The 26,303-nt window shown below is 34.8% G+C and carries 15 protein-coding genes and 2 tRNA genes; 8 read left to right on the forward strand and 9 right to left on the reverse strand.

What is annotated here, in order from left to right:
* Nucleotides 1-2: 2 nt before the first annotated feature.
* The 7 genes from ABXT06_RS17710 to ABXT06_RS17740 all read left to right on the forward strand — a co-directional run bounded on the left by ABXT06_RS17710 (nucleotide 3) and on the right by ABXT06_RS17740 (nucleotide 6,623).
* Complete coding sequence (locus tag ABXT06_RS17710) at nucleotides 3-2,456, forward strand: DNA translocase FtsK (protein ID WP_354591927.1); 2,454 nt, start codon at nucleotides 3-5, stop codon at nucleotides 2,454-2,456.
* Between the two features lie 73 nt (nucleotides 2,457-2,529).
* The gene (gene lolA1 / locus ABXT06_RS17715) at nucleotides 2,530-3,156 is read left to right on the forward strand and encodes an outer membrane lipoprotein periplasmic chaperone LolA1 (RefSeq protein WP_465254288.1); all 627 of its coding nucleotides are present in this window, start codon (nucleotides 2,530-2,532) and stop codon (nucleotides 3,154-3,156) included.
* Nucleotides 3,157-3,164: 8 nt separating this feature from the next.
* Nucleotides 3,165-4,619, forward strand: a complete 1,455-nt coding sequence (locus ABXT06_RS17720; protein WP_354591928.1) for an LptF/LptG family permease — start codon at nucleotides 3,165-3,167, stop codon at nucleotides 4,617-4,619.
* A gap of 2 nt (nucleotides 4,620-4,621) precedes the next feature.
* Nucleotides 4,622-5,755, forward strand: coding sequence for a 3,4-dihydroxy-2-butanone-4-phosphate synthase (gene ribB, locus ABXT06_RS17725; protein WP_162536276.1), 1,134 nt, complete (start codon nucleotides 4,622-4,624; stop codon nucleotides 5,753-5,755).
* A gap of 1 nt (nucleotide 5,756) precedes the next feature.
* Entirely contained in the window at nucleotides 5,757-6,155 is a 399-nt protein-coding gene (locus ABXT06_RS17730) for an acyl-CoA thioesterase (RefSeq protein WP_008462012.1), read from the forward strand.
* A gap of 151 nt (nucleotides 6,156-6,306) precedes the next feature.
* Nucleotides 6,307-6,391: transfer RNA gene (locus tag ABXT06_RS17735), tRNA-Ser, on the forward strand.
* Between the two features lie 144 nt (nucleotides 6,392-6,535).
* Nucleotides 6,536-6,623 (forward strand) — tRNA-Ser (locus tag ABXT06_RS17740).
* 191 nt (nucleotides 6,624-6,814) lie between these two features.
* Here ABXT06_RS17740 and ABXT06_RS17745 read toward each other — a convergent pair.
* The 8 genes from ABXT06_RS17745 to ABXT06_RS17780 form a co-directional block, all read right to left on the reverse strand.
* Nucleotides 6,815-7,714 carry an ROK family protein gene (locus tag ABXT06_RS17745; protein WP_354591929.1) on the reverse strand — a complete coding sequence of 300 codons (900 nt, stop codon included), beginning with the start codon at nucleotides 7,712-7,714 and terminating at the stop codon, nucleotides 6,815-6,817.
* Nucleotides 7,715-7,736: 22 nt separating this feature from the next.
* Nucleotides 7,737-9,200, reverse strand: coding sequence for a glycoside hydrolase family 125 protein (locus ABXT06_RS17750; RefSeq protein WP_354591930.1), 1,464 nt, complete (start codon nucleotides 9,198-9,200; stop codon nucleotides 7,737-7,739).
* A gap of 6 nt (nucleotides 9,201-9,206) precedes the next feature.
* The gene (locus tag ABXT06_RS17755; RefSeq protein WP_354591931.1) at nucleotides 9,207-11,492 is read right to left on the reverse strand and encodes a GH92 family glycosyl hydrolase; all 2,286 of its coding nucleotides are present in this window, start codon (nucleotides 11,490-11,492) and stop codon (nucleotides 9,207-9,209) included.
* 90 nt (nucleotides 11,493-11,582) lie between these two features.
* Nucleotides 11,583-13,844, reverse strand: a complete 2,262-nt coding sequence (locus ABXT06_RS17760; RefSeq protein ID WP_354591932.1) for a GH92 family glycosyl hydrolase — start codon at nucleotides 13,842-13,844, stop codon at nucleotides 11,583-11,585.
* An 83-nt stretch (nucleotides 13,845-13,927) separates the two neighbouring features.
* Nucleotides 13,928-15,916 (reverse strand): beta-mannosidase, encoded by a 1,989-nt coding sequence (locus tag ABXT06_RS17765; protein ID WP_354591933.1) that lies wholly within the window; start codon nucleotides 15,914-15,916, stop codon nucleotides 13,928-13,930.
* A gap of 436 nt (nucleotides 15,917-16,352) precedes the next feature.
* On the reverse strand, nucleotides 16,353-17,867 hold the full coding sequence (locus tag ABXT06_RS17770) for a SusD/RagB family nutrient-binding outer membrane lipoprotein (RefSeq protein WP_354591934.1): 1,515 nt from the start codon (nucleotides 17,865-17,867) through the stop codon (nucleotides 16,353-16,355).
* Nucleotides 17,868-17,879: 12 nt separating this feature from the next.
* On the reverse strand, nucleotides 17,880-20,972 hold the full coding sequence (locus tag ABXT06_RS17775; RefSeq protein WP_354591935.1) for a SusC/RagA family TonB-linked outer membrane protein: 3,093 nt from the start codon (nucleotides 20,970-20,972) through the stop codon (nucleotides 17,880-17,882).
* A gap of 254 nt (nucleotides 20,973-21,226) precedes the next feature.
* Nucleotides 21,227-22,237 (reverse strand): LacI family DNA-binding transcriptional regulator, encoded by a 1,011-nt coding sequence (locus ABXT06_RS17780; protein ID WP_354591936.1) that lies wholly within the window; start codon nucleotides 22,235-22,237, stop codon nucleotides 21,227-21,229.
* A gap of 394 nt (nucleotides 22,238-22,631) precedes the next feature.
* On the opposite strand from ABXT06_RS17780, the gene ABXT06_RS17785 reads away from it, so the two are divergent.
* Entirely contained in the window at nucleotides 22,632-24,236 is a 1,605-nt protein-coding gene (locus ABXT06_RS17785) for a class I SAM-dependent methyltransferase (RefSeq protein ID WP_354591937.1), read from the forward strand.
* 54 nt (nucleotides 24,237-24,290) lie between these two features.
* Here the strand turns inward: ABXT06_RS17785 and ABXT06_RS17790 are convergent, their stop codons facing one another.
* The gene (locus ABXT06_RS17790) at nucleotides 24,291-26,108 is read right to left on the reverse strand and encodes an alkaline phosphatase (protein ID WP_354591938.1); all 1,818 of its coding nucleotides are present in this window, start codon (nucleotides 26,106-26,108) and stop codon (nucleotides 24,291-24,293) included.
* Between the last annotated feature and the right edge of the window lie 195 nt (nucleotides 26,109-26,303).

Below are 26,303 nucleotides of genomic sequence, written 5' to 3' on the forward strand. Positions count from 1 at the left end.
GAATGGCAAAAAATAAAAAAGAAACTGTAGATAAAAAAAACGATAAACAAGAAGGAAATAAAAGATCACTCAAGATATCCAAACAACAAAAATTTGTTCTAGGATGTCTTTTGGTTCTTTTTTCTATTGCCCTATTGGTCGCATTTATTTCTTTTTATGTTAATGGACAATGGCAAAATGATCAAAGTGTTGTCAATCAGCTTGGTGATCGCACTGAAGTTGCTGAAAACTGGCTCGGAAAATTTGGAGCATATCTTGCTGATTTAATTATCTATAGAGGTTTCGGACTTGCTTCTTTCATTTTTGTACGTTTGTTTTTCCTAACTGGAATGTTTTTAGCATTGGAGCTTTCGACCCAAAAACTAAAAAACACTTGGTTCTGGGATATTTTTGCCATTATTATCGTTTCTGTGCTATTTGGTTTCTTTGCGACTTCTGCACCAGAATTAGGAGGAACTATCGGTTATGAATTAAATTTATTCCTTCAAGATTATATCGGAAAAACAGGTACATTACTCACACTACTTTTTGGTTTAATTATTTATCTGATTTTCAAAATCAAATTATCGCCAGAAAAAATTCAATCGTATTTTGATTCTACTAAAAAAGAATTCAAATCAGAATTAGACACTTTAAAACCAGCTGTAAATCAACCTGAAAGCGCTTATAATTTAGAAGAGTTTGCTATTAAAGAAGAAGTAGAAAGTGATCCTGAAATAGATGACATTCACATCAAAACAGTTGACACGCAATTCGAACTTAACAAAGAAGCTTTAAAGCCAACTATTTCTCATTCGTCAGAAATTGAATTAAATCCAGTTTTAAAGCCAATTACTCCAAAACAAGAACTGCCTTTAGTTTCTGCCGATGAAGCTTTTGTAATTGAAAAAGCAGAAGAAGAAGATATTATCGAAGAAAACTTAGCTTCACGCTTAGTTGCCGATTTCGGATTATTTGATCCAACTTTGGATTTATCCAATTACAAATTTCCAACCATCGATTTATTAAAAGAATATTCGACTGGCGGAATTACTATCAATCAGGAAGAATTAGAAGAAAATAAAAACAGGATTGTAGATACACTTCGTAACTACAAAATTGAAATCGCACAGATTAAAGCTACAGTTGGTCCATCAGTAACTTTATATGAAATTGTGCCAGAAGCGGGAATTAGAATTTCTAAAATTAAGAGTTTAGAAGACGATATTGCTTTATCATTATCAGCACTTGGAATTCGTATTATTGCACCAATTCCAGGAAAAGGTACTATCGGTATTGAGGTTCCGAACAAAAACCCAACTATGGTTTCGATGAAAAGTGTTATTGGTGCGGCAAAATTCCAAGAAGCCGAAATGGAATTGCCAATTGCATTAGGAAAAACCATTTCTAACGAAACTTTTGTTGTTGATTTAGCCAAAATGCCTCACTTATTAATGGCCGGAGCAACTGGACAAGGAAAGTCTGTTGGATTGAATGCAGTTTTAACTTCGCTTTTATACAAAAAACATCCGGCAGAAGTAAAATTTGTTTTGGTTGACCCTAAAAAAGTTGAGCTTACGCTTTTCAATAAAATTGAAAGACACTATTTAGCCAAACTTCCTGACACAGAAGATGCTATTATTACAGATAATGCAAAAGTTGTCAATACTTTAAACTCACTTTGTACCGAAATGGACAATCGTTATTCTTTATTAAAAGATGCGATGGTTCGTAATATTAAAGAATACAACGATAAATTCAAGTCTAGAAAATTAAATCCAGAAGCGGGACATCGATTTTTGCCCTACATCGTTTTGGTTGTCGATGAATTCGCCGATTTGATTATGACTGCTGGAAAAGAAGTCGAAGTTCCTATTGCTCGTTTGGCTCAGTTAGCCCGTGCCATTGGTATCCACTTAATTATTGCAACACAAAGACCGTCTGTAAACGTTATTACAGGTTTAATTAAAGCCAATTTCCCTGCCAGAATTGCATTTAGAGTAACTTCAAAAATTGACTCTAGAACTATTTTGGACACTCAAGGAGCAGATCAGCTTATTGGTCGCGGAGATTTATTATACACCAACGGAAACGACGTAATTCGTGTACAATGCGCTTTCATTGATACTCCGGAAGTAGAAAAAATCACAGATTTTATTGGAGGACAAAAGGCATATGCTACAGCTTATTTGCTTCCAGAGTTTGTTGGAGAGGAAAGTGGCATTAATCTTGATATAGATATTTCCGAAAGAGATACTTTATTTAGAGAAGCGGCAGAGATAATTGTCAATGCACAGCAGGGTTCTGCTTCTTTATTGCAACGAAAATTAAAATTAGGATACAACAGAGCTGGTCGTTTGATCGATCAACTTGAGGCTGCAGGTATTGTTGGTCCGTTTGAAGGCAGTAAAGCACGCAGTGTAAACATCTTAGATTTAAATGCTCTTGATCAATTTTTTAATAATGAACAAAATTAATCCAATCATGAAAGCAAAAATTCAAGAAATCAACAACAATTCTATCACAAACATGACTAAAAAGTGTTTTCAAATGGCAGTTATATTGCTTTTGAGCTTCACTTCTATTCAAGCTCAAGATAAAAAAGCAAAAGATTTATTGAACGAAGTAACTTCTAAAATTAAAAGCTACGACAATATCGTTATCGATTTTAAATATTCTTTGAATAATGCCAAAGAAAACATCAATCAGGACAGTAAAGGAAACGTAACTATGAAAGGAAATCAATATGTTTTGAATTTTATGGGTGTTACCAAAATTTTTGACGGCCAGAAAACCTACACCATTGTTCCTGAAGATGAAGAAGTTACTATTTCTAAAGTAAATGAGAAAGATGATAACGCAATCACTCCTTCAAAAATGCTTACTTTCTTTAATTCTGGTTACAAGTATAACATGGACATTGTTCAGAATGTAAAGGGAAGAAAAATTCAATATATCAAATTAGTTCCAACTAGCGGAAAAGACCAAAGAAAAGAAATTTTGTTAGGTATTGACGTTCAGACAAAACACATCTACAATTTGATTGAAACTGGAAAAAACGGAACAAAAACAACTTTAACCGTTAATTCTTTTAAAACCAATCAACCATTATCAAAAAATCAATTTACCTTTGTAGCGAGTAAATACCCGAAATACTACATCAATAAATTAGATTAATCAGAAGGTTGAAAATTCTAGACAAATACTTATTAAAAACATTCTTACTTACATTTACTACGGTATTTGTAATCTTATTTTTCATATTCATACTTCAAACAGTATGGCTATTTATTTCAGAACTAGCAGGTAAAGATCTCGACTTAATATTGGTCGTGAAATTCCTGCTTTTTTCTATGCCACGTATTATTCCACTAGTTTTACCGCTTTCGGTTTTACTAGCTTCGATCATGACTTTCGGAAATCTGGCCGAAAATTATGAATTTGCAGCCATGAAATCTTCAGGAATTTCACTGCAAAGAGCAATGCGAGTATTGATTATTTTTATTTTCGTTCTCAGCATTCTAGCCTTTTGGTTTGCCAATAACGTTATTCCGTATGCCGAATATAAGTTTGTCAACTTTAGAAAAAACATTGCGCAAGCCAAACCAGCTATGGCCATTGCAGAAGGCCAGTTTAACGATGTAGGAACTTACAATATTAAAGTAAACAAAAAATCTGGCGAAAATGGTAATCACTTAACTGGCGTAACTATCCACGAGAAAGCAAATAGTTTGGGTGAAAACAAAACCGTAATCAAAGCTAAAACTGGTGAACTAGTCAGCAATGAAAAGTCTAGCATACTAAAACTAGTTTTAAATGACGGTTATTATTATCAAGACGTTACTCCAAAAAAATATGAGGATCGTGCTAAAATGCCTTTTATAAAAGGAAAATTCAAGACACAGATCATCAATATCGATTTATCCGAATTAAACAAAACTGATGACAGCAAAGAAAGCATTGCTGGAACAAATGGAATGCTGAATGTCAGCGAGCTTCGTTATACTTTAGATTCATTGAACAAAAATCTAGATAACGAAATTGTTTCTTTTTCTGAAAATATCAATCAACGAGTTGGAATTAAAAGATTCTTTGGAAATACTCAAAAAAACATCAAAAAGAAACCGCTTCCAAATGATGTATTGTCGATTTATTCTAACAAAGACAAAGTTGATATTCTAAAGATGGCAGGAAGCAATATCACAAGCAATATTTATTCTATAGAAACTACACAGAAAGATTTAAAAGACAAAGAGCGAGAAATCAACAAACACTATAATGCGTTGTACGAGAAATTTGTGATTGCTTTCGCTTGTTTCTTAATGTTCTTTATTGGGGCACCACTTGGCGCTATCATTAGAAAAGGAGGTCTTGGACTCCCTATTGTATTTGCCGTTTTAATTTTCATTACTTTCCATTTCATCAATACATTTGGGAAAAGGTTATCTCAAGAAGGCGGTATGACCCCATTTATGGGATCATGGATGTCATCTTTTGTCTTATCGCCACTTGCCATATTATTAACCTACCGTGCTACAAACGACAACGGATTAATTAATTTTGATGCAATTACAACTCCTATTTCACAACTAATTCAGAAAATCTCTGAGCGGTTTTTACCTGCTCAAAAGCAAAAATAATTATGTCAACAACAAAAATACAATTGAATACCATTGAGGAAGCTATAGAAGATATTCGTCAAGGTAAAGTAATCATTGTAGTCGATGATGAAGATCGCGAAAATGAAGGCGATTTTCTGGCTGCTGCCGAAAAAGTAACACCAGAGATGATCAATTTTATGGCTACTCACGGACGTGGTTTAATTTGTACACCACTTACAGAAAGCCGATGCAAGGAATTAGATCTTCGTGCTATGGTGACCAACAATACAGACCACATGGAAACAGCTTTTACTGTTTCTGTTGATTTAAAAGGACAAGGCGTTACAACTGGAATTTCTGCCGCAGATAGATCAAAAACAGTTCAGTCTTTAGTTGATCCAAATACAAAACCTCATGATTTAGCTCGTCCTGGGCACATTTTCCCTTTAATTGCTAAACAAGGCGGTGTTTTGAGAAGAACAGGACATACTGAAGCTGCAATTGATTTTGCGCGTCTAGCTGGATTTAAACCTGCTGGTGTAATATGCGAAATATTAAACGAAGACGGTACTATGTCTCGTTTGCCAGAATTAGTTAAAGTAGCTAAGAAATTTAATCTGAAATTAGTTTCTATCGAAGATTTAGTAGCTTACAGAATGCAGCATGATAGCTTAATCGTTAAAAAAGAAGATTTCGATATCGAAACTCGTTTTGGAACTTTCCGTTTAAGAGCTTACGAACAAACTACCAACAAACAAATTCATATTGCTTTAACTAAAGGAACTTGGAATCTCGGTGAACCAATTTTGACAAGAATCCACTCTTCTCAGGTAAATAATGATCTATTAGGCACATTAACTAATAATGCTGAACAGCAATTGGACGATATGTTTAAAGTGATTAATGAAAACGGAAAAGGCGCTGTTATCTTTATCAATCAAGACATGACTGCCGTAAACCTTTTAAACAGAATTTCTGAGCTAAAATCATTACAAGCTAACGGAACTTTAAAAGCTCCGAAAGTTATTATTGACAGTAAAGATTACGGAATCGGAGCTCAAATTCTCCATGATATTGATATTTCTAAAATCAGATTGGTTTCGAACACAGAACAAACAAAACGAGTGGGTATGATTGGATACGGACTTGAAATTACAGAATACGTTAATTATTAATATGGGAACAGTAGAAGAAAGAATTCAAAAATCAGAAACTCGTATTTTTAAAGCCGTATTTCCTAGCACCACGAATCATTATGACACTTTATTTGGAGGAACAGCCCTTCACTTAATGGATGAAGTTGCTTTTATTTGTGCCACACGTTTCAGCCGTAAAAAAGTGGTTACGATTTCTACAGGTCAAATTGATTTCAAAAAAGCAATTCCTGCTGGAACTTTAATCGAATTAGTAGCAAAAGTAGATAGCGTTGGAAGAACTAGCTGTAAAATTCACGTTGATATTTTTATGGAACAAATGTATACTGAACTTCGCGAAACGGTAGTTTCAGGAACTTTTTCGTTTGTTGCCGTCGACGAACACAAAAAACCAACGCCAATTTTAGACGATTTAGATTAATTTTTCAAACAATCTCCTTTTCGGAAATACTGATAATTAGACACTTGAAAATTATCTTAAAAAACTTCAAAAAAAAGTCCGAAAAAAGTTTTTATAACCAAAAAACCGTCTTATATTTGCACCCGAAATCAGGCACTGAGAGCGACATACTGGAGAAATGGCAGAGCGGTCGAATGCGGCAGTCTTGAAAACTGTTGACTGTAACAGGTCCGGGGGTTCGAATCCCTCTTTCTCCGCTGAAATTCAAAACCCTTAACTTTGTTAAGGGTTTTTCTTTTTTACAGGATATTTTTTTTTTAGAAATAATTAAAAAAAAATTTTCACAATTCAAAAAACAACTTATCTTTGCACTCGCAATCAGAAAATGAAAGCGACATACTGGAGAAATGGCAGAGCGGTCGAATGCGGCAGTCTTGAAAACTGTTGACTGTAACAGGTCCGGGGGTTCGAATCCCTCTTTCTCCGCCAGATAAAGTTTTAAAAGAAACTTAAAAGTAGAGCCTTTAAATATTCTTATTTAAAGGCTTTTTTATTGTTTTTAGTATATGACATTTCTTAGCTACAAAAGCCCTTTTAAAACTTTAACAAAAATAATCTAAGAGGATTTAAACACAATTAAAACAAAAACGGATGAGTTAATACCTCATCCGTTTTTATTTTTAATCACATAGAAAACTGACCGCTCCTAATAATGCCGCAACTTCATTGTCATTTGAGATGGAAGCCTCAATTTTGGAACCCGATTTCTGAATTGTTTTATTAAATGAAGACAGAAATAAATCACTCGCATTGGCAATTTTCCCTCCAATAATAATATGATCTGCTGCAAAATTTTTAATCCACGGAATAACAACTGTCGCTAATTCCTCTCCCATTCTTTCAAATACCAGAATTGCTTGCCGATCTCCGTTTTTCGCTCGATTATAAAGTTCTAAGCCATTATTAAGATCGGTATCGCTTAAAGATTTATAATGTGACAAAAGACCTCTAACCGAAACATAATCTTCTGCAATTCCGTCCTTATATGAAAGATTGTATATTTCACCATCAGCTGGAACAGAATTACCCGAACTGATCGATGTTCCTTTATCAATAAAACAAGCTCCTAAGCCTGTTCCTAATGTTACGGCCATTACTTTTTTAGAAAGATTCTCCTGCTGTTTAAAAACTTCTCCTTTTCCAAAACAAACGGCATCATTTTCAAAAAGAACTGGAAAATCCGCAGGAAAACCAAGAGTTTTTAGAAGCAATTCTCTAATGTTTAATCCGTAAAAATGTTCATATTTAGATTGGCCTTTAATCCAGCAAATTCCGTTTTTATAATCAAATGGTCCAGGCATGCAAATCGCTATTCCAGTAATATCTTTTACTCTAGAATTTTCAATTGACGTACTGATTACTTTTTTCCAGATATTCATAACCTGATCTGCTGGCAAATTCGAATCAAAAGATTCTTTGCAGAGCGAAAAATCAAGTACTTTCATCTCTGCTTTATTAATAACCGCAGCTGTAATATGCGTTCCTCCTATATCTAGCCCAATGGCATGTGATGTATTCATTTTTATTTATTAAGCTTTAGTACTAGATATTTTTATCTTTTAAAATTTGAGGGTAATGAATGCTGGTGTGCACAATCATTTCGCCAAATAGCGTATTCGCCCAAGCAAACCATTTACGGGTAAATTTATTCACATCGTCTTTATGGAATGATTCATGCATAAATCCTGTGTCGGCATTGGTTTTTATTAAATTACTGATACAGGCTTTTATTTCTTTTTCATCTACACTCGTAATGGCTCTCAAAACAATACTCATTGGCCAGATCGTGTCTACTCCTGTATGCGGACCTCCAATACCTTCTCCTGCTTTTCCTTTATAGAAAAACGGATTATTCTCTGATAGCACCACTTTTCTTGTATTCAAATACAAAGGATCATTTGGAGCAATAGCGCCTAAATATGGTAATGATAATAAAGACGGTACATTGGCATCGTCCATCATATGGAAACTGCCGTATCCGTTTACTTCAAAAGCAATGATTTTTCCAAATTTTGGATGATTAATAATTCCGTGTTCATTAAGTCCATTTTGAACCTCATCTCTTAATTTTGTGGCTTTCGCAACTAAATCATTGTCTTTTAAAGCTGGAAGAGAGAAAATCTCGATCAGATAGCCTAGTATTTCAATAGCGAACATATTGCTCGGAATCAGATAACCGAATAAAGTAGAATCATCGCTTGGTCTGAAAGTCGAAACGATTAATCCGCAAGGCTTTACTGGATAGCCGTAACCGCCTAAAGGAACGCCATCTGTTGCCCAAGCCGTCTGACGCTGAAAACTATAAGGTCCGCCTTTGCCATCCATTCGCTGCTGCTCTTTAAAAGTCTGTAGAACTAAGAGCATGGCTTCTTTCCACTTGGCATCAAATAAACTGATATCTCCCGTTTCTTTCCAATATCCGTGCGCTAGTCTAACGGGATAGCACAAACTGTCAATTTCCCATTTTCTTTCATGAATTCCGGGCTGCATTTTGGTAAGGTCATTTTTCCATTCGCTTTCCTTCGTAAAATCTTTATAAAAAGCATTTGCGTACGGATCTAGCAGAATACATTTCGCTTGACGATTAATTACACCTTTTACCAGTTCTGCCAATTTCGGATCTTCTTTTACAAACGGAATATAAGGCCAGATCTGAGCTGTACTGTCACGAAGCCACATAGCATCAATATCTCCTGTAATTACATAGGTATCTGGTTTTCCGTCAATAATTTCAAAATCGACTGTGGTATCTAATGTATTTGGAAAACAGTTTTCGAATAGCCACGCCAATTCTGGATTGGCTATTTGTTTTTTAACGCGTACAATAGCCGCTTCAATTGCTTTGCTTGTAAATTTTCTTTCTGCAACAGGAGGCCTTTTAGAAACAAAATCTTTTAGCGGAAAGGGAAAAGTATCTGAATGAAATCCGAAAGCTTCTGTTTGAAGTGCCAATAATCCTGCCGAAAAAATGCCTGCGTTTTTTATAAATTTTCTACGTGACTGCATATCTTTTTATTTTGAAGTTGAATAAGAATATGGGTATGCTTCTTTTGTTGTACCCCTTTTTAAATTTGGAGAACTTGTCATATCAAAATTTAATTCGCCTCCTTTTAATACATCAAAATGGTTAATGTAATTTTTAGAATAAGAAGCATTATCCCATTTCAATTCGTTTACATATTTGTTTGTTTCTGAATTATTTGATGCGTTGATAATAAGCTGTTTTCCGTTTTCTAACTGTAAAGTTGTTTTCTTAAACAAAGGTGCTCCCAAAACATATTCTTCTGTCGCTGGACAAACAGGATAAAATCCCATGGCTGAAAAAATATACCATGCAGAAGTTTGTCCGTTATCTTCGTCTCCGCAATAACCATCTGGAGTTGGTTTGTACAAACGGTTCATCACTTCTCTTGACCAATATTGCGTTTTCCAAGGTTCACCTGCATAATTGTACAAATAAATCATGTGCTGAATCGGCTGGTTTCCGTGAGCGTATTGTCCCATATTCATAATTTGCATTTCACGGATTTCATGAATAACAGATCCATAATAACTATCGTCAAAAACAGGAGGCGTTGAAAATACAGCGTCTAATTTTTCCGTGAAATTCTTCTCTCCTCCCATTAAATCAATTAAACCTTGAATGTCGTGAAAAACGCTCCAACTGTAATGCCAGCTGTTACCTTCTGTAAAAGCATCTCCCCATTTAAACGGATTAAAATTGGCTGGAAAACTGCCGTCTTTATTTCGTCCGCTCATTAACCCAACAGAAGGATTGTAGAGATTTTTATAATTCATCATTCGCTTTTCGAGAAGATTAATCTCTTTTTTAGGACGATCTAAAGCTTTTGCCAATTTCCAGATTGCAAAATCATCATAAGCATATTCTAGTGTTCGCGCTGCGTTTTCATTTATTCTAACATCATAAGGAACGTAACCCAGGGTATTGTAATATTTAACTCCTTTTCTTCCCACAGCATCCATTGGTCCTTCGTTATTTGCTCCATGCTGCAAAGCTTCATACAAAGTATTGATATCATAACCGCGCAATCCCTTCATATAAGCATCTGAAACTACAGAAGCTGAATTATTTCCTACCATTACATTTCTAAAACCTGGACTAGACCATTCCGGTAGAAATCCGCCTTCTTTATAATCGTTTATTAATCCTTCTTGCATTTCTTTGTTTATAGAAGGATAAACCAAATTTAACAAAGGGTATAAAGCACGGAATGTGTCCCAAAATCCAGTTCCTGCATACATATAACCAGGCAGAACTTTTCCGTTATATGGGCTGTAATGTATTATATCCCCGTCTTTATTGATTTCATATTGTTTTTGAGGAAAACAAACCGTACGGTACAAACAAGAATAAAAGGTTTTCAATTGCTCTTCATTTGTATCTTCTACGTCAATTTTCCCTAAAACTTTGTTCCATTCATTTTTAGACTGTGCTAGAGTTTCTTCGAATGAAGCAGTTCCTAATTCGTTTTTTAAGTTTAATTCGGCTTGCTCAAAACTTATAAAAGATGATGCGATTTTTACATTTATTTTTTCTCCTTTTTTAGTTTTAAAGCCCACTACAGCGCCAGCGTGGCCAGCCGTTAATTCTAATTTTCCTTTTTCTAAAGTTTTGTCATTAAAAGTAGAATTTACTGTAAATGGCTTATCAAAATACAACACAAAAAAGTTTTTAAAATTGTCTGGAACACCACCACTGTTACGAGTTGTATAACCAATAATTTTATTTTCTGAAGGGAAAATTTTGATGTATGATCCTTTATTAAAAGCATCAACTACAATATAAGAGTGTTCGTTTTCTGGAAATGTGATTTGAAAATGTGCTGCTCTTTCTGTTGCGGTAATTTCTGTCGTAACATCATGATCTGCCAGATAAACGCTGTAATAATATGGCTTTGAAACTTCTGCTTTATGACTGAACCAGCTTGCACGTTCGTCTTCGGCGAAAGCCAACTTCCCCGTAACAGGCATGATCGAAAACTGACCGTAATCATTCATCCAAGGTGATGGCTGATGTGTCTGTTTAAATCCTCTGATTTTTTCTGCTGTATATGTGTAAGCCCATCCGTCGCCCATTTTTCCTGTTTGCGGCGTCCAGAAATTCATTCCCCACGGCCTGCAGATTGCGGGATACGTATTTCCGTTGGAAAGATTATGCAGCGATTGCGTTCCCATTAAAGGGTTTACATATTCTACAGGATCTAAGGCTTTTACCTGTGCATTTAAAAAAAGACAGGACTGTACTATTCCTAAAAAAATTAAACTTTTTATTTTCATATTTTTTGCTTTATGCTTTAAGCCGTAAGCTTTAAGCTTTTAATCTTTGTCTAAATACATACAAGGAAATCTTAAATCAGAAATCTTAAATTATTGAGGTCTATCCTCTTTCTTAACTCCCCAAGTTGCTGATGGTTTGTTTCCCATATACAATTTTAATTCTCCCCCTTTTACAATCATATCTTGTGTGATGTATGATTTTGTATATGGTTTTCCGTTGTATTCTGCTTTTTGGATATAGATATTTGAAGCGCTGTTGTTAACCGCATTTATCGTAAAAGAAATATCTTTTGTATGATGAATCACGGCAGTATTTACTAGCGGACTTCCTAAAACATATACTCCATTTGCGGGATTAACGGAATAGAACCCCATTGAAGACAGAATGTACCAAGCCGACATTTGCCCTAAATCTTCATTACCGCATAATCCGTCTGGTTTTGTAGAATAAAATTTATCATCGATTTCACGAATTAATTTTGCTGTTTTCCACGGTTGTCCTGCATACGCATACAAATACGGAATGTGATGATTAGGTTCGTTTCCGTGAGCATATTGACCAATTAAACCGCTAATATCTGGCGAGACATCTTCTCCTTCTACTTTATCTGTCAGTAAGAAAAGTGAATCGAGTTTAGCAATAAATTTTTCTTCGCTTCCAAATAAATCGATCAAACCGTACGGATCTTGCGGAACCAACCAAGTGTACTGCCACGCATTTCCTTCAACATAATCGTCTTTACGGTGTGCAGATGATAGCGGATTAAATGGCGTTCTCCAATTTCCATTGGTCAATTTACCACGCATAAAAGTGGTTTCTTTATCAAAATACTGTTTGTATAAATTGGCTCTTTTCGTAAAATAATTATAATCTTCTGTTTTGTTTAAAGCTTTTGCCATTAAAGCGATGCAGTAATCATCGATAGCATATTCTAAAGCATTTCCAACAGACTCTAATAATTTATCAGCAGGAATATATTCTAGTTTCTGAACATAATCCATCCCGTCGCGGGTTTGCATTGCCGTTTTTTTGATCGCTTCATATGCCAAATTGATATCATAATCACGGTACCCTTTTAAATACGCATCAACAATAACCGCTATAGAATGATTTCCGTTCATCGTATTGGTTTCGTTGCCCATTAAATGCCAAACAGGCAATCTTCCTTGCTGCTGATAAATCGCTAAAAACGATTTTACAATATCATTAATTTTTTCTGGCTGTGTAATGGTGTATAATGGATGCAGTCCGCGGTAAGTATCCCAAAGCGAAAAAGTAGTGTAATTGGTAAAATTGGCTTTTTCGTAAACCTTTTTATCAGTCCCTAAGTAATCTCCGTTGGCATCATTAAAAATAGAAGGCGCAAACATGGTATGGTACAATGAAGTATAAAAGACTTTCATTGTTTTTTCGTCTGCTTTTATCTGAACTTTGTTTAACTCCTTGTTCCATTTTGAATCTGCCAGTTTTACAATCGCATTAAAATCCCAATTCGGAATTTCTGCTTTTATATTAGCTGATGCATTTTCTGTACTAACTGGAGAAATTCCGACTTTTACCAAAATCTGTTTATTTTTTAAGGTTTTAAAATCTAAAACTGCTTTTATTTTTAAGCCTTCCCCTTCTGTTCCTTTAACTACAGCAGTACTGTCATAAACTATCATATTGCTAATCGGTTCAGAGAATTCCATTGCAAAATAAATGCGCTGATCTGTAGCCCAACCTGTAGAATAGCGATATCCTTCAATCTTAGTATCGCTAATTTTGTTAATGAACGTTTTTACCGGTCTGTCCCAGCCAATTCCGTCTGCAAGATCAATTAAAATATGTGAATCGTTCGTGTTTTCAAAAGTATATTTATGAAAACCAACTCTTTCGCTGGCCGTCAATTCGGCTTTCACTTTATATTTATCCAATAAAACGCTGTAATACCCAGGTTTTACCACTTCGTTTTTATGAGAGAAATACGAGCCGTAGCCGTTTACCATATCTTCTTTTGTGCCTTTGGTCAAACCGACTTTTCCGCTTACAGGAAGCACCAGAATATCATTTAAATCTCCAATTCCGGTTCCGCTTAAATGTGTGTGCGTAAAACCTAAAATCGTATTGCTGGCATAATTATAACCGCTGCACCAATCCCAACCTTCAAAAATATTTACAGGTCCCAACTGTACGGCTCCAAAAGGAACATTTGCGCCCACAAACACGTGGCCATGTCCCGCCGAACCAATAAACGGATCTACATATTGCGTGTAATTTATATCTGTTTGTTTTCCCTTTTTCTGCTGTGAAATTGCTGGATTGGCAAAAAGTAAACTCAAAGCCAAAAAACCGCTAAATAGTATTCTCATATTTTTATTTTTTTTATTCTGTGTTTTAGACGCACTGCGGTGCGTCTCTACGAAAAACCTTTGTCCCTTTGCAACTTAGAACCTCAGTACCTTTTCAAAACCTCAAACAAAGAATAAATCTTAATCTCAGGCTTTGCTATTTTCCCTTCAAACGAAATTATTTTTTCTTCTCCCGCTTTTAAATCAAAATAATTATCACTCCATTTTCCGTTATAGCCTTTCATGGAAATGCAAATGTATTTTGCCATTTTTTGAGCTTTTACAATTACGCTATTTCCTTTTATCTCCCAACTAATTTTTGGATCTTCTAATGCTAAATTTTTCGGATGCGTAAAATCGGTTTCTAGTTTTATGTCGTCTCTGTATGCTTCTTTTATGGCATACCAAGCTGCTTTTGGCTGTCGATTATTGTAATCTGTGATACTCCAGCTTGCTACGGGCCAACAATCATTTAATTGCCAAACTAAAGTTCCCATATTATAAGGTGCTTTAGAACGATGTGTGCCTACAATATTTTTTATTGAATAATAATGCAGACATTGACTCAAATAGGCATAATCTTCCAGATTCAAGTTTTTTATTTTCGAAGCATCAATGAAATACCTGCCGAGATAGGAATCTAATTTTTCAAAACCTTTACCTGCTTTTAAATGTACTTTAAGTATATCTGAATATAAATGTCGATCTTCTGGCGAAGTAAAACTCTCAATTGAATTATAATTTGGCAAAGACAGCATTCCATATTCGCTCACAAATCTTCCTGTCTTTTTCTGAACGGCTTCAATATCTTCCAATCCCCACCAAATTCCCCAATAATGACTGTCTCCTTCGGTTACACTTTTTGCTTTTGACCAATGGTATAATGGCGAAGAACTTAAATAGGGGCGTTTTCCATCTACTTCTTTTACCCATTTTGGAATACTGTCATGAAATAAACGCGTATAATCTTTCCACAAACGGATTGAATCTTGTTTTGAAATTTTGAAACTTTTCATCCAGCCCCAGTTTTTAAAGGCTTCATCAGATTCATTGTTTCCACACCATAAAACGATGCTTGGATGATGGCGCAGTCTTTTTACCTGATATTGAACTTCTTTTTTTACATTATCAAAAAAAGCATCGTCTCCCGGAACCATTGTGCCTGCAAACATAAAATCCTGCCAGACATTTATGCCATATTTATCGCATAAATCGTAGAAATAATCGTCTTCATAAATGCCTCCGCCCCAAACGCGAAGCATATTCATATTGGCTTCTTTGGCAGATAAAACTATTTTTTCATATTCTTTTTTGGTCACTCTCGAAAGAAAAGCATCTGATGGAATATAATTGGCTCCTTTCATATAAACTGGCTTTCCGTCAATTTTAAAATAAAAAGAGCGACCAAGACTGTCTTTGTCTTGTATTAATTCAATTTTTCGATTTAAAACATAAGGTTTCTCAGGTTCTTTTTCGTCGTAAGCTTCAAATCTTGGCGTTTTCCAGATTCCGCAAGTGGTAAATTTTGGTCCCCAATCCCAGCCAAAATGATATTGTGCTTTACGTACATAAGCACGCGGATTGTCTGGAATTACAAATGGATAATCTTTTTTTGCCAATGAATCAACCACATTTTGAGCCGATTGAAATACGATTCGTAAATCATTATTTCCAGATTTCAAGACTTTTTTAACGTCAACACGCCATTGACGGAACATATTATCGGCTTTTAAAACTAATTGATTGTTTACATAAACTGATGCATAAGTATCTAATCCGTCAAAAACTAATTCTGTATTTTTCTTTTTCAGCATATTTGCTGTAACCTGAAAAGCCGTTTTATATTCCCAGTTTTTGCGCTCGATCCATTGCAGTTTTTTTTCGTTATCTCTGTAAAATGGATCTGGTATTAATTTGCTGTTGAGCAAATCTGTATGAATTTCTCCTGGAACATTTGCCGAATACCATTTTTGTGTTTTTTCTTCACGATATGTCCAATTGCTTTTTAAATCAATTTTCTGCGAAAAGGCAATTGTTGTAAAACCTGCCAGACAGAGAGACATTATCCAATGAAGTTTATTTTGATAATTCATTTTACTGAGTAATATTTTATACCTTCTAAAATTACTAAAAAAGGTAAGTAATTTGGCAGTTTTAGAGAAGGAAAGAACTGACCGCACCTATTCCTTCTCTTGAGAATTTATTCTTTGTTAGTAACTCTAAAATACAACTAGAAATATCTTCTTTACCACTGCCTTATGCTTTATTTTGATTTTGATATGGATTGTTTTTAAACTCAAATAACTGAAATAAACTTTAAGTATATTATTTTGAAATTTTTAAAATACAGAAAATAAAATCCATCTTTTTCAGCAGAACCAAATTTGTTTTATGCGAAAAAAAGGGTATTTGAATCTGTAAAATAACTTTTCAAATATTTGCTTTTCAGATCAATCAATTGCAGATTTTAAAAATAAGCCGGGTATGCTCATTACCCGACTTATTTAAACTAACCAACCAATTTAAAAATTATTTGTCCCACCAGATTCTTGTGGTCATTAAATCTAAACCTTGACGTTGAATTGCTGCTTTATAATTAGCCTCATTTGTAATAAGTTCTGACTGATCATAAATTAATCTTCTTGGAATTGTTCCTTGAGTTTCTCCTGTCGGATCATTTACAGGAACTAAAACTGGATAACCTGTTCTTCTGTATTCTGAGAACGCTTCAAAACCGTTGAATAAAAGCACAATCCATTTTTGAGTGATAATCTGTTCGATTTTCTGCGCTTCTGTTCCTGCAGATTTAAATGGATATGTTGTAATGTAAGTGTTGTATTCTGCTAATGAAACTGCTGGCACTTTATCTCCAAAAATGGTTAAAATATTCATCGCCGCTCTTACTCCGTTTTCATAATAAGTCTGAGCCGATCCGCCAACGTTCCATCCTTTTACTGCAGCTTCTGCCAATAAAAACTGAACCTCGGCATAAGACATAATTAATGTTGGAGCATCTAAACGCAATACTGTAGACGTATTTGGATCTGAAAACAGTTTTTTATCTCCTCCTGGAAATTCTTTTGCATCATTTGCCAAACCTTGCTGACTTGTTGGATTGTTATCTCCTGTAGCTTCAAGTTTTGCATAAATTCTTAAACGTGGATCGTTTGTGTTTTTCAACATATCGATAAACGTTTTACTGAATTTGATATTAGATTCTCCTCCATTCAAATCGTTTCTAACCCAAGATGATGTAATTGGATTGGTTTTAACTCCTGCAGGACCTGCATCATGCTTTAAAACCAAACTGTCATCATTTGAAGTGAAAACACCTTTTGCATAGGCTTTTTCTACATATTCTTTTGCTTTCGCAGGGTTTACTTTAGACAGACGCATTGCTACTCTTAACATTAAAGAGTTTGCTAATTTTTTCCATCTTGCAACATCACTTTGGTAATACAAATCAGCATTTCCAACAAATGGCTTTCCTGCATCAAGCGCAGTTCCAGCTTCGTCCAGTTCTTTTAAAAGATCATTGTAGATTGCTTCTTGTGTGTCATATTTTGGAGAAAATACGTTTCCGTTGTATCCTTTTCCAGCATCAAAATAAGGAACTTCACCATAAGTATCCGTTAATTTTTGGAACAAGAAAACTTTCATGATTCTACAAGCTTGAATCATATTGGTATTCTCAGGCGTATTTTCTACTGCAGACAATAATTGGAAAATCTGATTTAGTCCTTTTCCGTAAGTTTCTCCAAAAAGCGCTGCAGAATACTCAGAAGAATACGTGTATTTTGAACCTGGCCCTCCAAGCGAAGAAAACTGCTGCACGATTTGCGCCGCGTATAAATTGTTTCCTCTTGTATTAGAAAAATCTTGTCCGTCAACATAAATTTCGGCAAGCGTAAACATAGATTTTACAGCTGGATCTGTTAAAGCATTTGGATTCTTATTCATTTCTTCGAATCCTTTATCGCATGAAGCTAATGTCAAAGCACCAACAATTGCGACACAAAATATTTTGATATATCTATTTTTCATCTTTTTTAAGAATTAGAATTTGACATTAAGCGAAAAACCATAGTTTCTTGTCAATGGCATAGAAGCTCTCTCCATACCTTGAGCATTACTGTTTGAGTAATTTGACTCAGGATCGATGTTTGGAACTTTGTCATAAATAGTCCATAAATTATGAGCAGAAAATGCTAAACTAACAGACTGGAATGGTGTTTTTTGCAAGTATGCTTTTGGGAAGTTGTAAGCAAATGAAATTGCTCTAAGCTTAACAAAATCAGCATCGTAAACAAAGTTTGATGTTACATCACTGTAGCTTCTCCAGTAATCGTATGCCGAAACGGTTTTATTAACTGGATTTCCGTTCACATCTGTTCCGCTTACCTGAACACCATTTTCACGACCTGGAAGTGTAATTTCAGATAATCCGTAACGTGTTCCTAACTGGTTTGTAGCCGAGTAGATTTCTCCTCCGAATTTAGCATCAACAAAAACTGAAAGTGTGAAATTTTTATAAGAGAAATCATTTGAAAGTCCCATAGACATTGGCGCAACACCTTGTCCTGCAATAATTAAATTTCCTCTTAAGAATTTACCATTTGTATCAAGAATAATATTTCCGTTTGCATCTCTTAAATAGTCGTACGCTTTAATCACTCCAAATGGCTGTCCTTTTTCTAAAACTACATTAGCTCTTCCATCTCTGTTTCCTTCTAATGTTTTTGTCGTAATTTTATCAGAAAGATTCAGAACCTCGCTATCATTGTACGCAAAATTGTAACCTACGTTCCAAGAAAAACTTGGCGTCTTAATAGCTTTCACATTAACAGCAAACTCCACCCCTTTGTTTAGGATTTCACCAACGTTGATTTTTGTTGTTCTATAACCTGAAGCTTGAGAAACGTCAGCATCTGTAATATCATTTGTAGTTTTTTTGCTGTAGAAAGTCAAATCTGTACTCACTCTGTTATTGAAGAATGTATTTTCAAAACCAAACTCAATTGTACTTACATTATAAGGTTTTAAAGTTCTGTTTGGAATCGTTTCTCCGTTTACACCCAAAATTGGCTGTCCTAATGAATCTGTTTGTCCGTCTGGCGTAGTGTAAGTCAATGCTAAAGCATAAGCTTCTGGCAATGCACCTCCAACGTTACCCCAACCTACTCTAACCTTACCATATGACATCCACTCAGGAAGTCCTAAAACTTCAGAATAAATGAAACTTGAACTTACAGAAGGATAGAAAGTACTGTTGTTTGCAGGATCTAATGTTGAAAACCAGTCTTCACGACCTGTTAAACTTAAGAATAAGAAATCTTTATATCCAAGATCGGCAGAATAGAAAAGAGAGTTTACTTCGCTTTCTGAGAATAATTTTTCTGTTTTATCAGGCTGCGTATTTCCGTAGAAATATTCGAACGGAACAATAAAGTTGTTTCCTTTCATTTTAATACCGCTGTATCTGTTGTGCTGACGGTTTGCTCCAATAAAAGCATCCAACGAAATATCTTTAGCAATATCTCCTTTGTAACCTAAGAAACCAGAAGCATTTACCTCAGAACGAGTTTCAATTCTGTTTTCGATAGATCCGCCTGGATTATAATTTATTCCAGTAGGCTCAATTTCAGTATATTCATAATTAACATCGTCAATACCAATAACAGCTTTAGCATAAATTTTATCTGTAATGTTATAATTTACTTTTGCCGAACCAATAAAACGCTTTCTAAGATCATCATTTAATGGAGATTTTGTAGCAAAATAAGGGTTTGTATGATATACGTTTGCCCCTAAAAAGTCTTCTTCTCCTCCGTTAGCATCATAAGGATTGCTTAACCATCTGATATCTGAACCTGTAGTCATGAAAGTAGTCGGAAAAGACGGATTTCTTGGTGAGTCATTCAAATATGGACGATTGTGACTTTTCTCAGAAATGTACTGAGCGTTAGTCTCTATGCTGATTTTTTTATTTGGAGCCGAGTTTAAACTCAAAGCGACGTTGTTTCTTCCAAATGTAGTTTCTGGCATTATCGATTCGTCTTTAGTATTTCCGAAAGACAATCTAAAGTTTGTTGATTCATTTCCACCAGAAATTGCTAAAGTATTACTGAAAGAATATCCAGTTCTATAGAAATTCTCAACATTATCTTTTCCATAAGCTTGATACGGTCTTGTCTTACCATCAAGTGATAAAGATGGCGTTCCGTCGTATTTATCTCCCCATGAAAAATAATACGAATCTCTAAGTTCCTGCAAATTGTTAAATCTAGTTGGCACACCACTCGCGTTTGGAGCTCCAGCACCATATTGATCCTGCCATTTTAAAAGGCTTGCAGGTGTATTAAAAGAAGAATTTGTACTAAAATCTACTCCAATTCCCGTTCCGTTTTTACCTTTTTTAGTTGTAATTAAGATAACACCATTTGATCCTCTGTATCCATAAAGAGCAGAAGCCGCACTACCTTTTAATACAGACATCGAAGCGATATCATCTGGGTTAAAAGAAGACATACCATCTCCTTTATCTGCACCTCCCCACATTCCTGCATTTCCTTGCTGCGTATTATCAATCGGAATTCCGTCAACAACATACAACGGCTGATTAAGCCCTGACGCAGAAGTTGCTCCACGAATTACCACACGACTAGAACCTGAAGGTCCAGTAACTGGTGCCGAAACGTTTACTCCGGCAATTTTACCTTGAAGCGCGTTTCCTAAGTTAATTTCTTTATTTTTTGTCAGGTCTTCGCCTTTTAGTTCTCCAACTGCGTAACCTAAACTTTTCTTTTGTTTTTTAACTCCAAATGAAGTTACAACAACATCTTTTAATTCTTGTGTAGTTTCAACTAACGTAACTGCAACTCTTGTATCTTTTTCTTGAACTGCCACAGATTGTGACTGAAACCCCATAGAAGATACATTAAGGACAACTTTACCTTCAGGAACATTCATTCTAAATCGACCTTCGGCGTCTGAAATAGCACTAAATGGTTTACCCTGAACTTCGATTGATGCACCGACAATTCCCTTGTTCTCTGCATCTGTAACTATACCGGTTATTAATCGATTTTGCGCGGCAGCACTCAAACTGCTAAGCAATATCACTCCTAACACTGCTAATATTCGTCTCATAAGCGTTTTTTTGGTTATTGGTTTTGATTTTGTTTTGTTGATTTGTGTTTGTTTTTAAATAATTAATAAAAAAATTGTACTCTATTTTAAATATCACAGCTCGAATAAAAATGTATCATTACAGCTGTTTTCGGTTTTTAATGGATCGTAATCGTAAGTAAATCAAGGACAAATCTTACTAAATCGTTTTAGTGAATTGATTAAAAAAAATCGTTTTTTTTCATTTTAAATCTTAAATCGAAATATTGGGTTGATTAAACAGATTCTCTTAGAATCAAAGTTCCTTTCTTGAGAACCTTTTCTATTTTGAAATCTTCAAAGTTTGTCATCTGGCTCATTAACAGTTGTATCGATTTGACGGCAATTTCTTCAATAGGCTGTGCAATGACTGAGATTGTTGGTGTATGCAATTTGAAGCTGTCATGATCATCAAAACTTATCACAGAAACATCTTCTGGAATTTTGTATTTCAAATTCCTAAAAGCTTGGAGCCCTGCTAGTCCAAGATAGTTGGCTGAAAAAAGAACGGCATCTATCTCTTTATTTTTCTTAAAGAAATTTATAATAGTCTCAATTCTGCTATGTTCACTGGCATGATAATCTATATGAAGCGTATACTTTTCGTTATAGATTCCTTCTTCTTTTAACGCCTCTACATATCCTTTTTCTCTTAACTTCATCTGAATCATTCCAGACTCATTATTCACAACGGCGATATTCTTTTTTCCTTTGCTGATTAAAAATTTAGTCGCCGAATAAGATGCTTCATAATTGTCCATTAGAACGTGACTTACTTTTTGGTTGGCAAAATATCGGTCAATCAAGACAACAGGTTTTTGCAATTTTAAAAGCTGACCAATTGTTTTCTCTAAATTTCGAGTCGGCGTAATAATAAAACCTTCAACATTTGCCTGCAAAAGACTTTGCACTAATTCTTCTGAACGGTTATTATCATCTCCTGTACTGCAATAAAAAACTCTGTAATCTATATTTTTTGCTTCGTCTTCTATAACTCTAGCCAAATCTGCAAAAAACTGGTTGGATATATCTTCTACAATAAGTCCGATTGATCTTGTTTTTCCTGTTCGCAGACTGCTTGCGATCATACTTGGTTTGTATTGCAGTTTTTGCGCTACATCCTGAACCTTTTTGATTACCGTTGGACTAATAGCCATTTTTTCGCCCTTTCCGTTGATCACAAAAGACACAGTAGAAATAGAAACTTCTGCCTGTTTCGCAATATCTCTAATTGTAATCTTTTTCATCGGACAAAAAATTTATTGTTGAATATTTTAGTACATCGCAAATATATGCAAGTGAAACTTACAAAAACGTTTTAGTAAAATTTTTTTTCAATAAATCGCTTTTTTTTCTACAAAATAAAATGAAATATTCAGCAAATACTGGTTTTTGATTAGTTATTGTCATTTTGACTTTTAATAAATATTTTACGTTTTTTATCTTATTTTAGGTGAATTTTGATGGCGTTATTAAAGATTTTTAGTGTTTGTTTTTGCGAAAAAAGTTCAAAAATGGCGATTATTGCACATCAGCTTTTTTTTTAGAAAAATCAAAAACAAAATCTTAGTACAACAGCAAACGCATGTAACACGTAAGAAAAAAATCACTATTTTTAATCTAACCTTCACTCTTTGTATTATGACCGATAAATCACAACTTTTAGGTTCCATTTTCAGACATCTTGACGGATTAGTGAGTGCTCCTGTAGCAGTTGCATTCAAAAACAAATCGGTTTTAGAATTTATATTAAACAAAGAAAAGCTCACATTATCTGAGCTTTCTGCTACTTTTAAAGCCAACGAAGGTTATCTGAATGTAGGTTTGCGAGTTTTGGCTTCTCAGGGATTTCTGGATTATGAAGTTGATAATAAAAAGCAGGAAATCACGATTTCGATAAACGAAAAAACAAAAACAGCATTTTCATTATTTTATCTCTACGAAGATGTTGTTGAATTGCTTCAGTTATCGATACATTTTCATCCACGTTTGTTTGAAGATGTTCCTTTTGAAAAACTCAATATTATTTTTGAAAAGTATAAAAAAAGATACGGAATTGAACCTTCAGAAGATCCTCTGAAAAACAGTATCCAAGAACAGATTTTAAAACATATTGAAGGCTATTTGATTGGTCCAACAATTGTGCGATTGGCAATGAACGGAATGTTTCATAAATATTTTATGGAAACTTCTTTCAGACCCGAAGAGTTTCATAAATCACCAGAAAATTTTAAAAAGATTTTAGACTTTTTTGTCCATCTGGGTTGGTTTCTGGAAAAAAACGGTAATTATCAATTTACCGAAGCAGGTTTATTCTTTGCCAAAAGAGCCAGCGCTTATGGCGTAACAGTTTCTTATCTGCCAACTTTTGCCAAAATCGAAGAATTAATTTTTGGCAATCCAGATATTTTGAGAACGGCTGAAGGCGAAAACGAACTTCATGTAGATCGTGAAATGAACGTTTGGGGAAGCGGTGGCGCTCACGACACTTATTTTAAAGTGGTTGATGAAATCCTGATCAAGCTTTTTAATCTTCCTATTGAAGAACAGCCAAAAGGAATTCTAGATATGGGGTGCGGAAATGGCGCTTTCTTACAGCATATTTTTGAAGTAATCGACAGACAAACTTTAAGAGGAAAAATGCTCGACGAATATCCGCTATTTATAGTTGGAGTTGATTATAACCAAACTGCCCTAAAAGTAACTAGAGCCAATCTGATAAATGCAGATATTTGGGCAAAAGTAATTTGGGGCGATATCGGACGTCCTGATTTACTTGCAGAAGATCTGAAAGAAAATTATAATATTGATTTGAAAGATCTTCTAAATGTGAGGACTTTTCTAGATCACAACAGAATTTGGCAAGAGCCGAAACATATTAGTCCAAACAGAGTTAGTACCTCAACTGGTGCATTTGCTTACAGAGGAAAAAGAATTAGCAATAATCTGGTTGAAGACAATCTTTTGGAACATTTACAAAAATGGTCACCATATGTACACAAATTTGGTTTGCTTCTGATTGAACTTCATACCATAAATCCTAAATTGACAGCCAATAATTTAGGCCGAACTCCAGCAACAGCTTATGATGCCACACATGGTTTTTCTGATCAGTATATTGTTGAAATTGATGTTTTTAATGCCATTGCCGCAGAAGCAGGATTATTTCCGGACAAATCAATTTTTAAGCGATTTCCAGATGCAGATACAGCAACGGTAAGCATCAATTTATTGAAAGGAAAATAATTAAAAAGGCCTCCAAATCGGAGGCTTTTTTGAATTTTATCATTTGAAAAGAAATCATTTCCCTCCTATCAATTCCATAATCTTGTCATAAATTGCTGTATTCTGATACACTCCCATGAATTTTTCAGATCCTGGCCCGTAAGCAAAAACAGGAACGGGAATTGCCGTATGATCGTTGGTACTGAAACTTCCGTGAACGTACCCTTTTTCAATACTTCCGTCAATTAATGATAATCCGCCCGTTTCGTGATCTGCGGTTACGATTAATAAAGTTTCTGGATTTTTATCTACAAATTCCATCGCTTGACCAACCAATTTGTCAAAATCAAGCATTTCCCTCACAACATATTCCACGTTATTTTGGTGTCCGCCGTAATCGATTTGAGCGCCTTCAGCCATTATAAAAAACGGATTCTTTGTTTTTGAAAAAGTAGTTGTCGCTTTCGCTAAAGATTTAGTCAAAAAATCTCCTCTCCCATTTTTCATAGAAACTACCGCTGCATCTTCTAAAACTACAAATCTGCTGTTTTTAATAGTATCCAAACTTGCAAATTTATCTGAGAAAGTATATCCTTTTTCAATTAAGGTTTTAGACAAATCTTTACCATCTTTTCTAGAAATAAATTCTTTCTGCCCTCCTCCAATCAAAATATCCGACGGACTTGAAAGAAAATCGTTCGCAATTGGTTCGCTTAAACTTCTTTCTGGCTGATGCGCATAAAATGCCGCTGGAGTCGCGTCTGTAATATTTCCAGCAGAAATAATCGCCGTTTTATAGTTTTTCTTTGCCAACTGTTCTGCAATCGTCTGAAGCGGTTTTCCCTGTTCATCAACGCTTATAAAACGGTTATTGGTTTTATGTCCCGTAGCCATTGCCGTTGCTCCTGCTGCCGAATCTGTAATATAACTATCTGAAGCTTTTGTGATTGAAAATCCTTGTGTCGGAATATTAAACAAACTTAATTGCCCTTTATTTGCCGTATATCCAGAATAAATTTGCGCTAATCCCATTCCGTCACCAATTAAAAGAATAACGTTTTTTGGGCGTTTATTCTTGAAACCATTTTTAGGAACATAAGCTTGATGAAATTCTGTATTCTGGTAAAATGTCGTTTTAATGTTATTTATAAATTGAGTTAGTTCGGCAACTTTATCCGTTCCGATAAAATCAACTTTTAAATTCATCAAAGTCATATACGTATTCACGTTGTCTTGCGTAGCCCAGAATCTTATCTTCTTGTTTTGACCGTGAACTTTTTTGATAATTGCCTGAATTTTTTCAGCATCTGGCTGCGTCAAAACACCTTTTCCGTTCCAAACTGTGATTTCATGTAAATCTTCACTGATCATCTCAACTCTTGCCAATTGGTCAGGAGTATAGCTTTCATTCAGTCTTCCGTCAAAATAAATAAAATCTGGATATTCCTTCCATAATGACGGTAAAGGCCTGTTTCCAGAAATAACCACTTTTATGTTTTTATTCGAAATAATATCTGGAAAAGTCTTTAACTGTTGTGTAATTGCTTTTAGAGTTGAATCGGCATCAGACTTAATATCGATCATTAAAATCAAAGGTTTATTGCTTGGATATGCTTTTCCGCCTAAAGTTTTTAATTTATTAGAAAGCGGTTCCAAATACAGGCTTTTAAGGGTATTGTGAGGAGCAATTTCTTTAGAAGTATGGGCTACAAATAATTCGTTATTCACTAAAAAAACATCGGCTTCTATAACTCCTGTTTCGTTAGAATAGGCACCATAAAATGGTAATTTACTTTCGTAATCGTTATGAGAATGAATGTTAGACGAACTGTATTCTTGCGCTTGAGCAAACAAGCAAAATTGAAGACAAAAAAGGGTGATTATTTTTTTCATCGAAAATGATTTTTATTCTTTTAAAGCTGTAGGTAACTTTATTAGAAATGGGTTTTATAATTTATTAAGTTCTATTTGTCATTCCGAGGAACGAGGATTCACACTAGAAATTCCGTATAGAATATCTCCAATCTTTGTCGAATCCCGAGTGTGAATCCTCGTTCCTCGGAATGACAAACTTTACTCTGTTTTTTT

This window comes from Flavobacterium sp. UW10123 (genome assembly GCF_040538975.1).
GTDB lineage: Bacteria > Bacteroidota > Bacteroidia > Flavobacteriales > Flavobacteriaceae > Flavobacterium.

What these genes read in the sequence shown, in the direction of transcription:
- ABXT06_RS17710 (WP_354591927.1), top strand. Translation starts at nt 3, where the DNA reads ATGGCAAAAAATAAAAAAGAAACTGTAGATAAAAAAAACGATAAACAA.
- lolA1 (WP_465254288.1), top strand. Translation starts at nt 2,530, where the DNA reads ATGGCAGTTATATTGCTTTTGAGCTTCACTTCTATTCAAGCTCAAGAT.
- ribB (WP_162536276.1), top strand. Translation starts at nt 4,622, where the DNA reads ATGTCAACAACAAAAATACAATTGAATACCATTGAGGAAGCTATAGAA.
- ABXT06_RS17730 (WP_008462012.1), top strand. Translation starts at nt 5,757, where the DNA reads ATGGGAACAGTAGAAGAAAGAATTCAAAAATCAGAAACTCGTATTTTT.
- ABXT06_RS17745 (WP_354591929.1), bottom strand. Translation starts at nt 7,714, where the DNA reads ATGAATACATCACATGCCATTGGGCTAGATATAGGAGGAACGCATATT.
- ABXT06_RS17750 (WP_354591930.1), bottom strand. Translation starts at nt 9,200, where the DNA reads ATGCAGTCACGTAGAAAATTTATAAAAAACGCAGGCATTTTTTCGGCA.
- ABXT06_RS17755 (WP_354591931.1), bottom strand. Translation starts at nt 11,492, where the DNA reads ATGAAAATAAAAAGTTTAATTTTTTTAGGAATAGTACAGTCCTGTCTT.
- ABXT06_RS17760 (WP_354591932.1), bottom strand. Translation starts at nt 13,844, where the DNA reads ATGAGAATACTATTTAGCGGTTTTTTGGCTTTGAGTTTACTTTTTGCC.
- ABXT06_RS17765 (WP_354591933.1), bottom strand. Translation starts at nt 15,916, where the DNA reads ATGAATTATCAAAATAAACTTCATTGGATAATGTCTCTCTGTCTGGCA.
- ABXT06_RS17770 (WP_354591934.1), bottom strand. Translation starts at nt 17,867, where the DNA reads ATGAAAAATAGATATATCAAAATATTTTGTGTCGCAATTGTTGGTGCT.
- ABXT06_RS17775 (WP_354591935.1), bottom strand. Translation starts at nt 20,972, where the DNA reads ATGAGACGAATATTAGCAGTGTTAGGAGTGATATTGCTTAGCAGTTTG.
- ABXT06_RS17780 (WP_354591936.1), bottom strand. Translation starts at nt 22,237, where the DNA reads ATGAAAAAGATTACAATTAGAGATATTGCGAAACAGGCAGAAGTTTCT.
- ABXT06_RS17785 (WP_354591937.1), top strand. Translation starts at nt 22,632, where the DNA reads ATGACCGATAAATCACAACTTTTAGGTTCCATTTTCAGACATCTTGAC.
- ABXT06_RS17790 (WP_354591938.1), bottom strand. Translation starts at nt 26,108, where the DNA reads ATGAAAAAAATAATCACCCTTTTTTGTCTTCAATTTTGCTTGTTTGCT.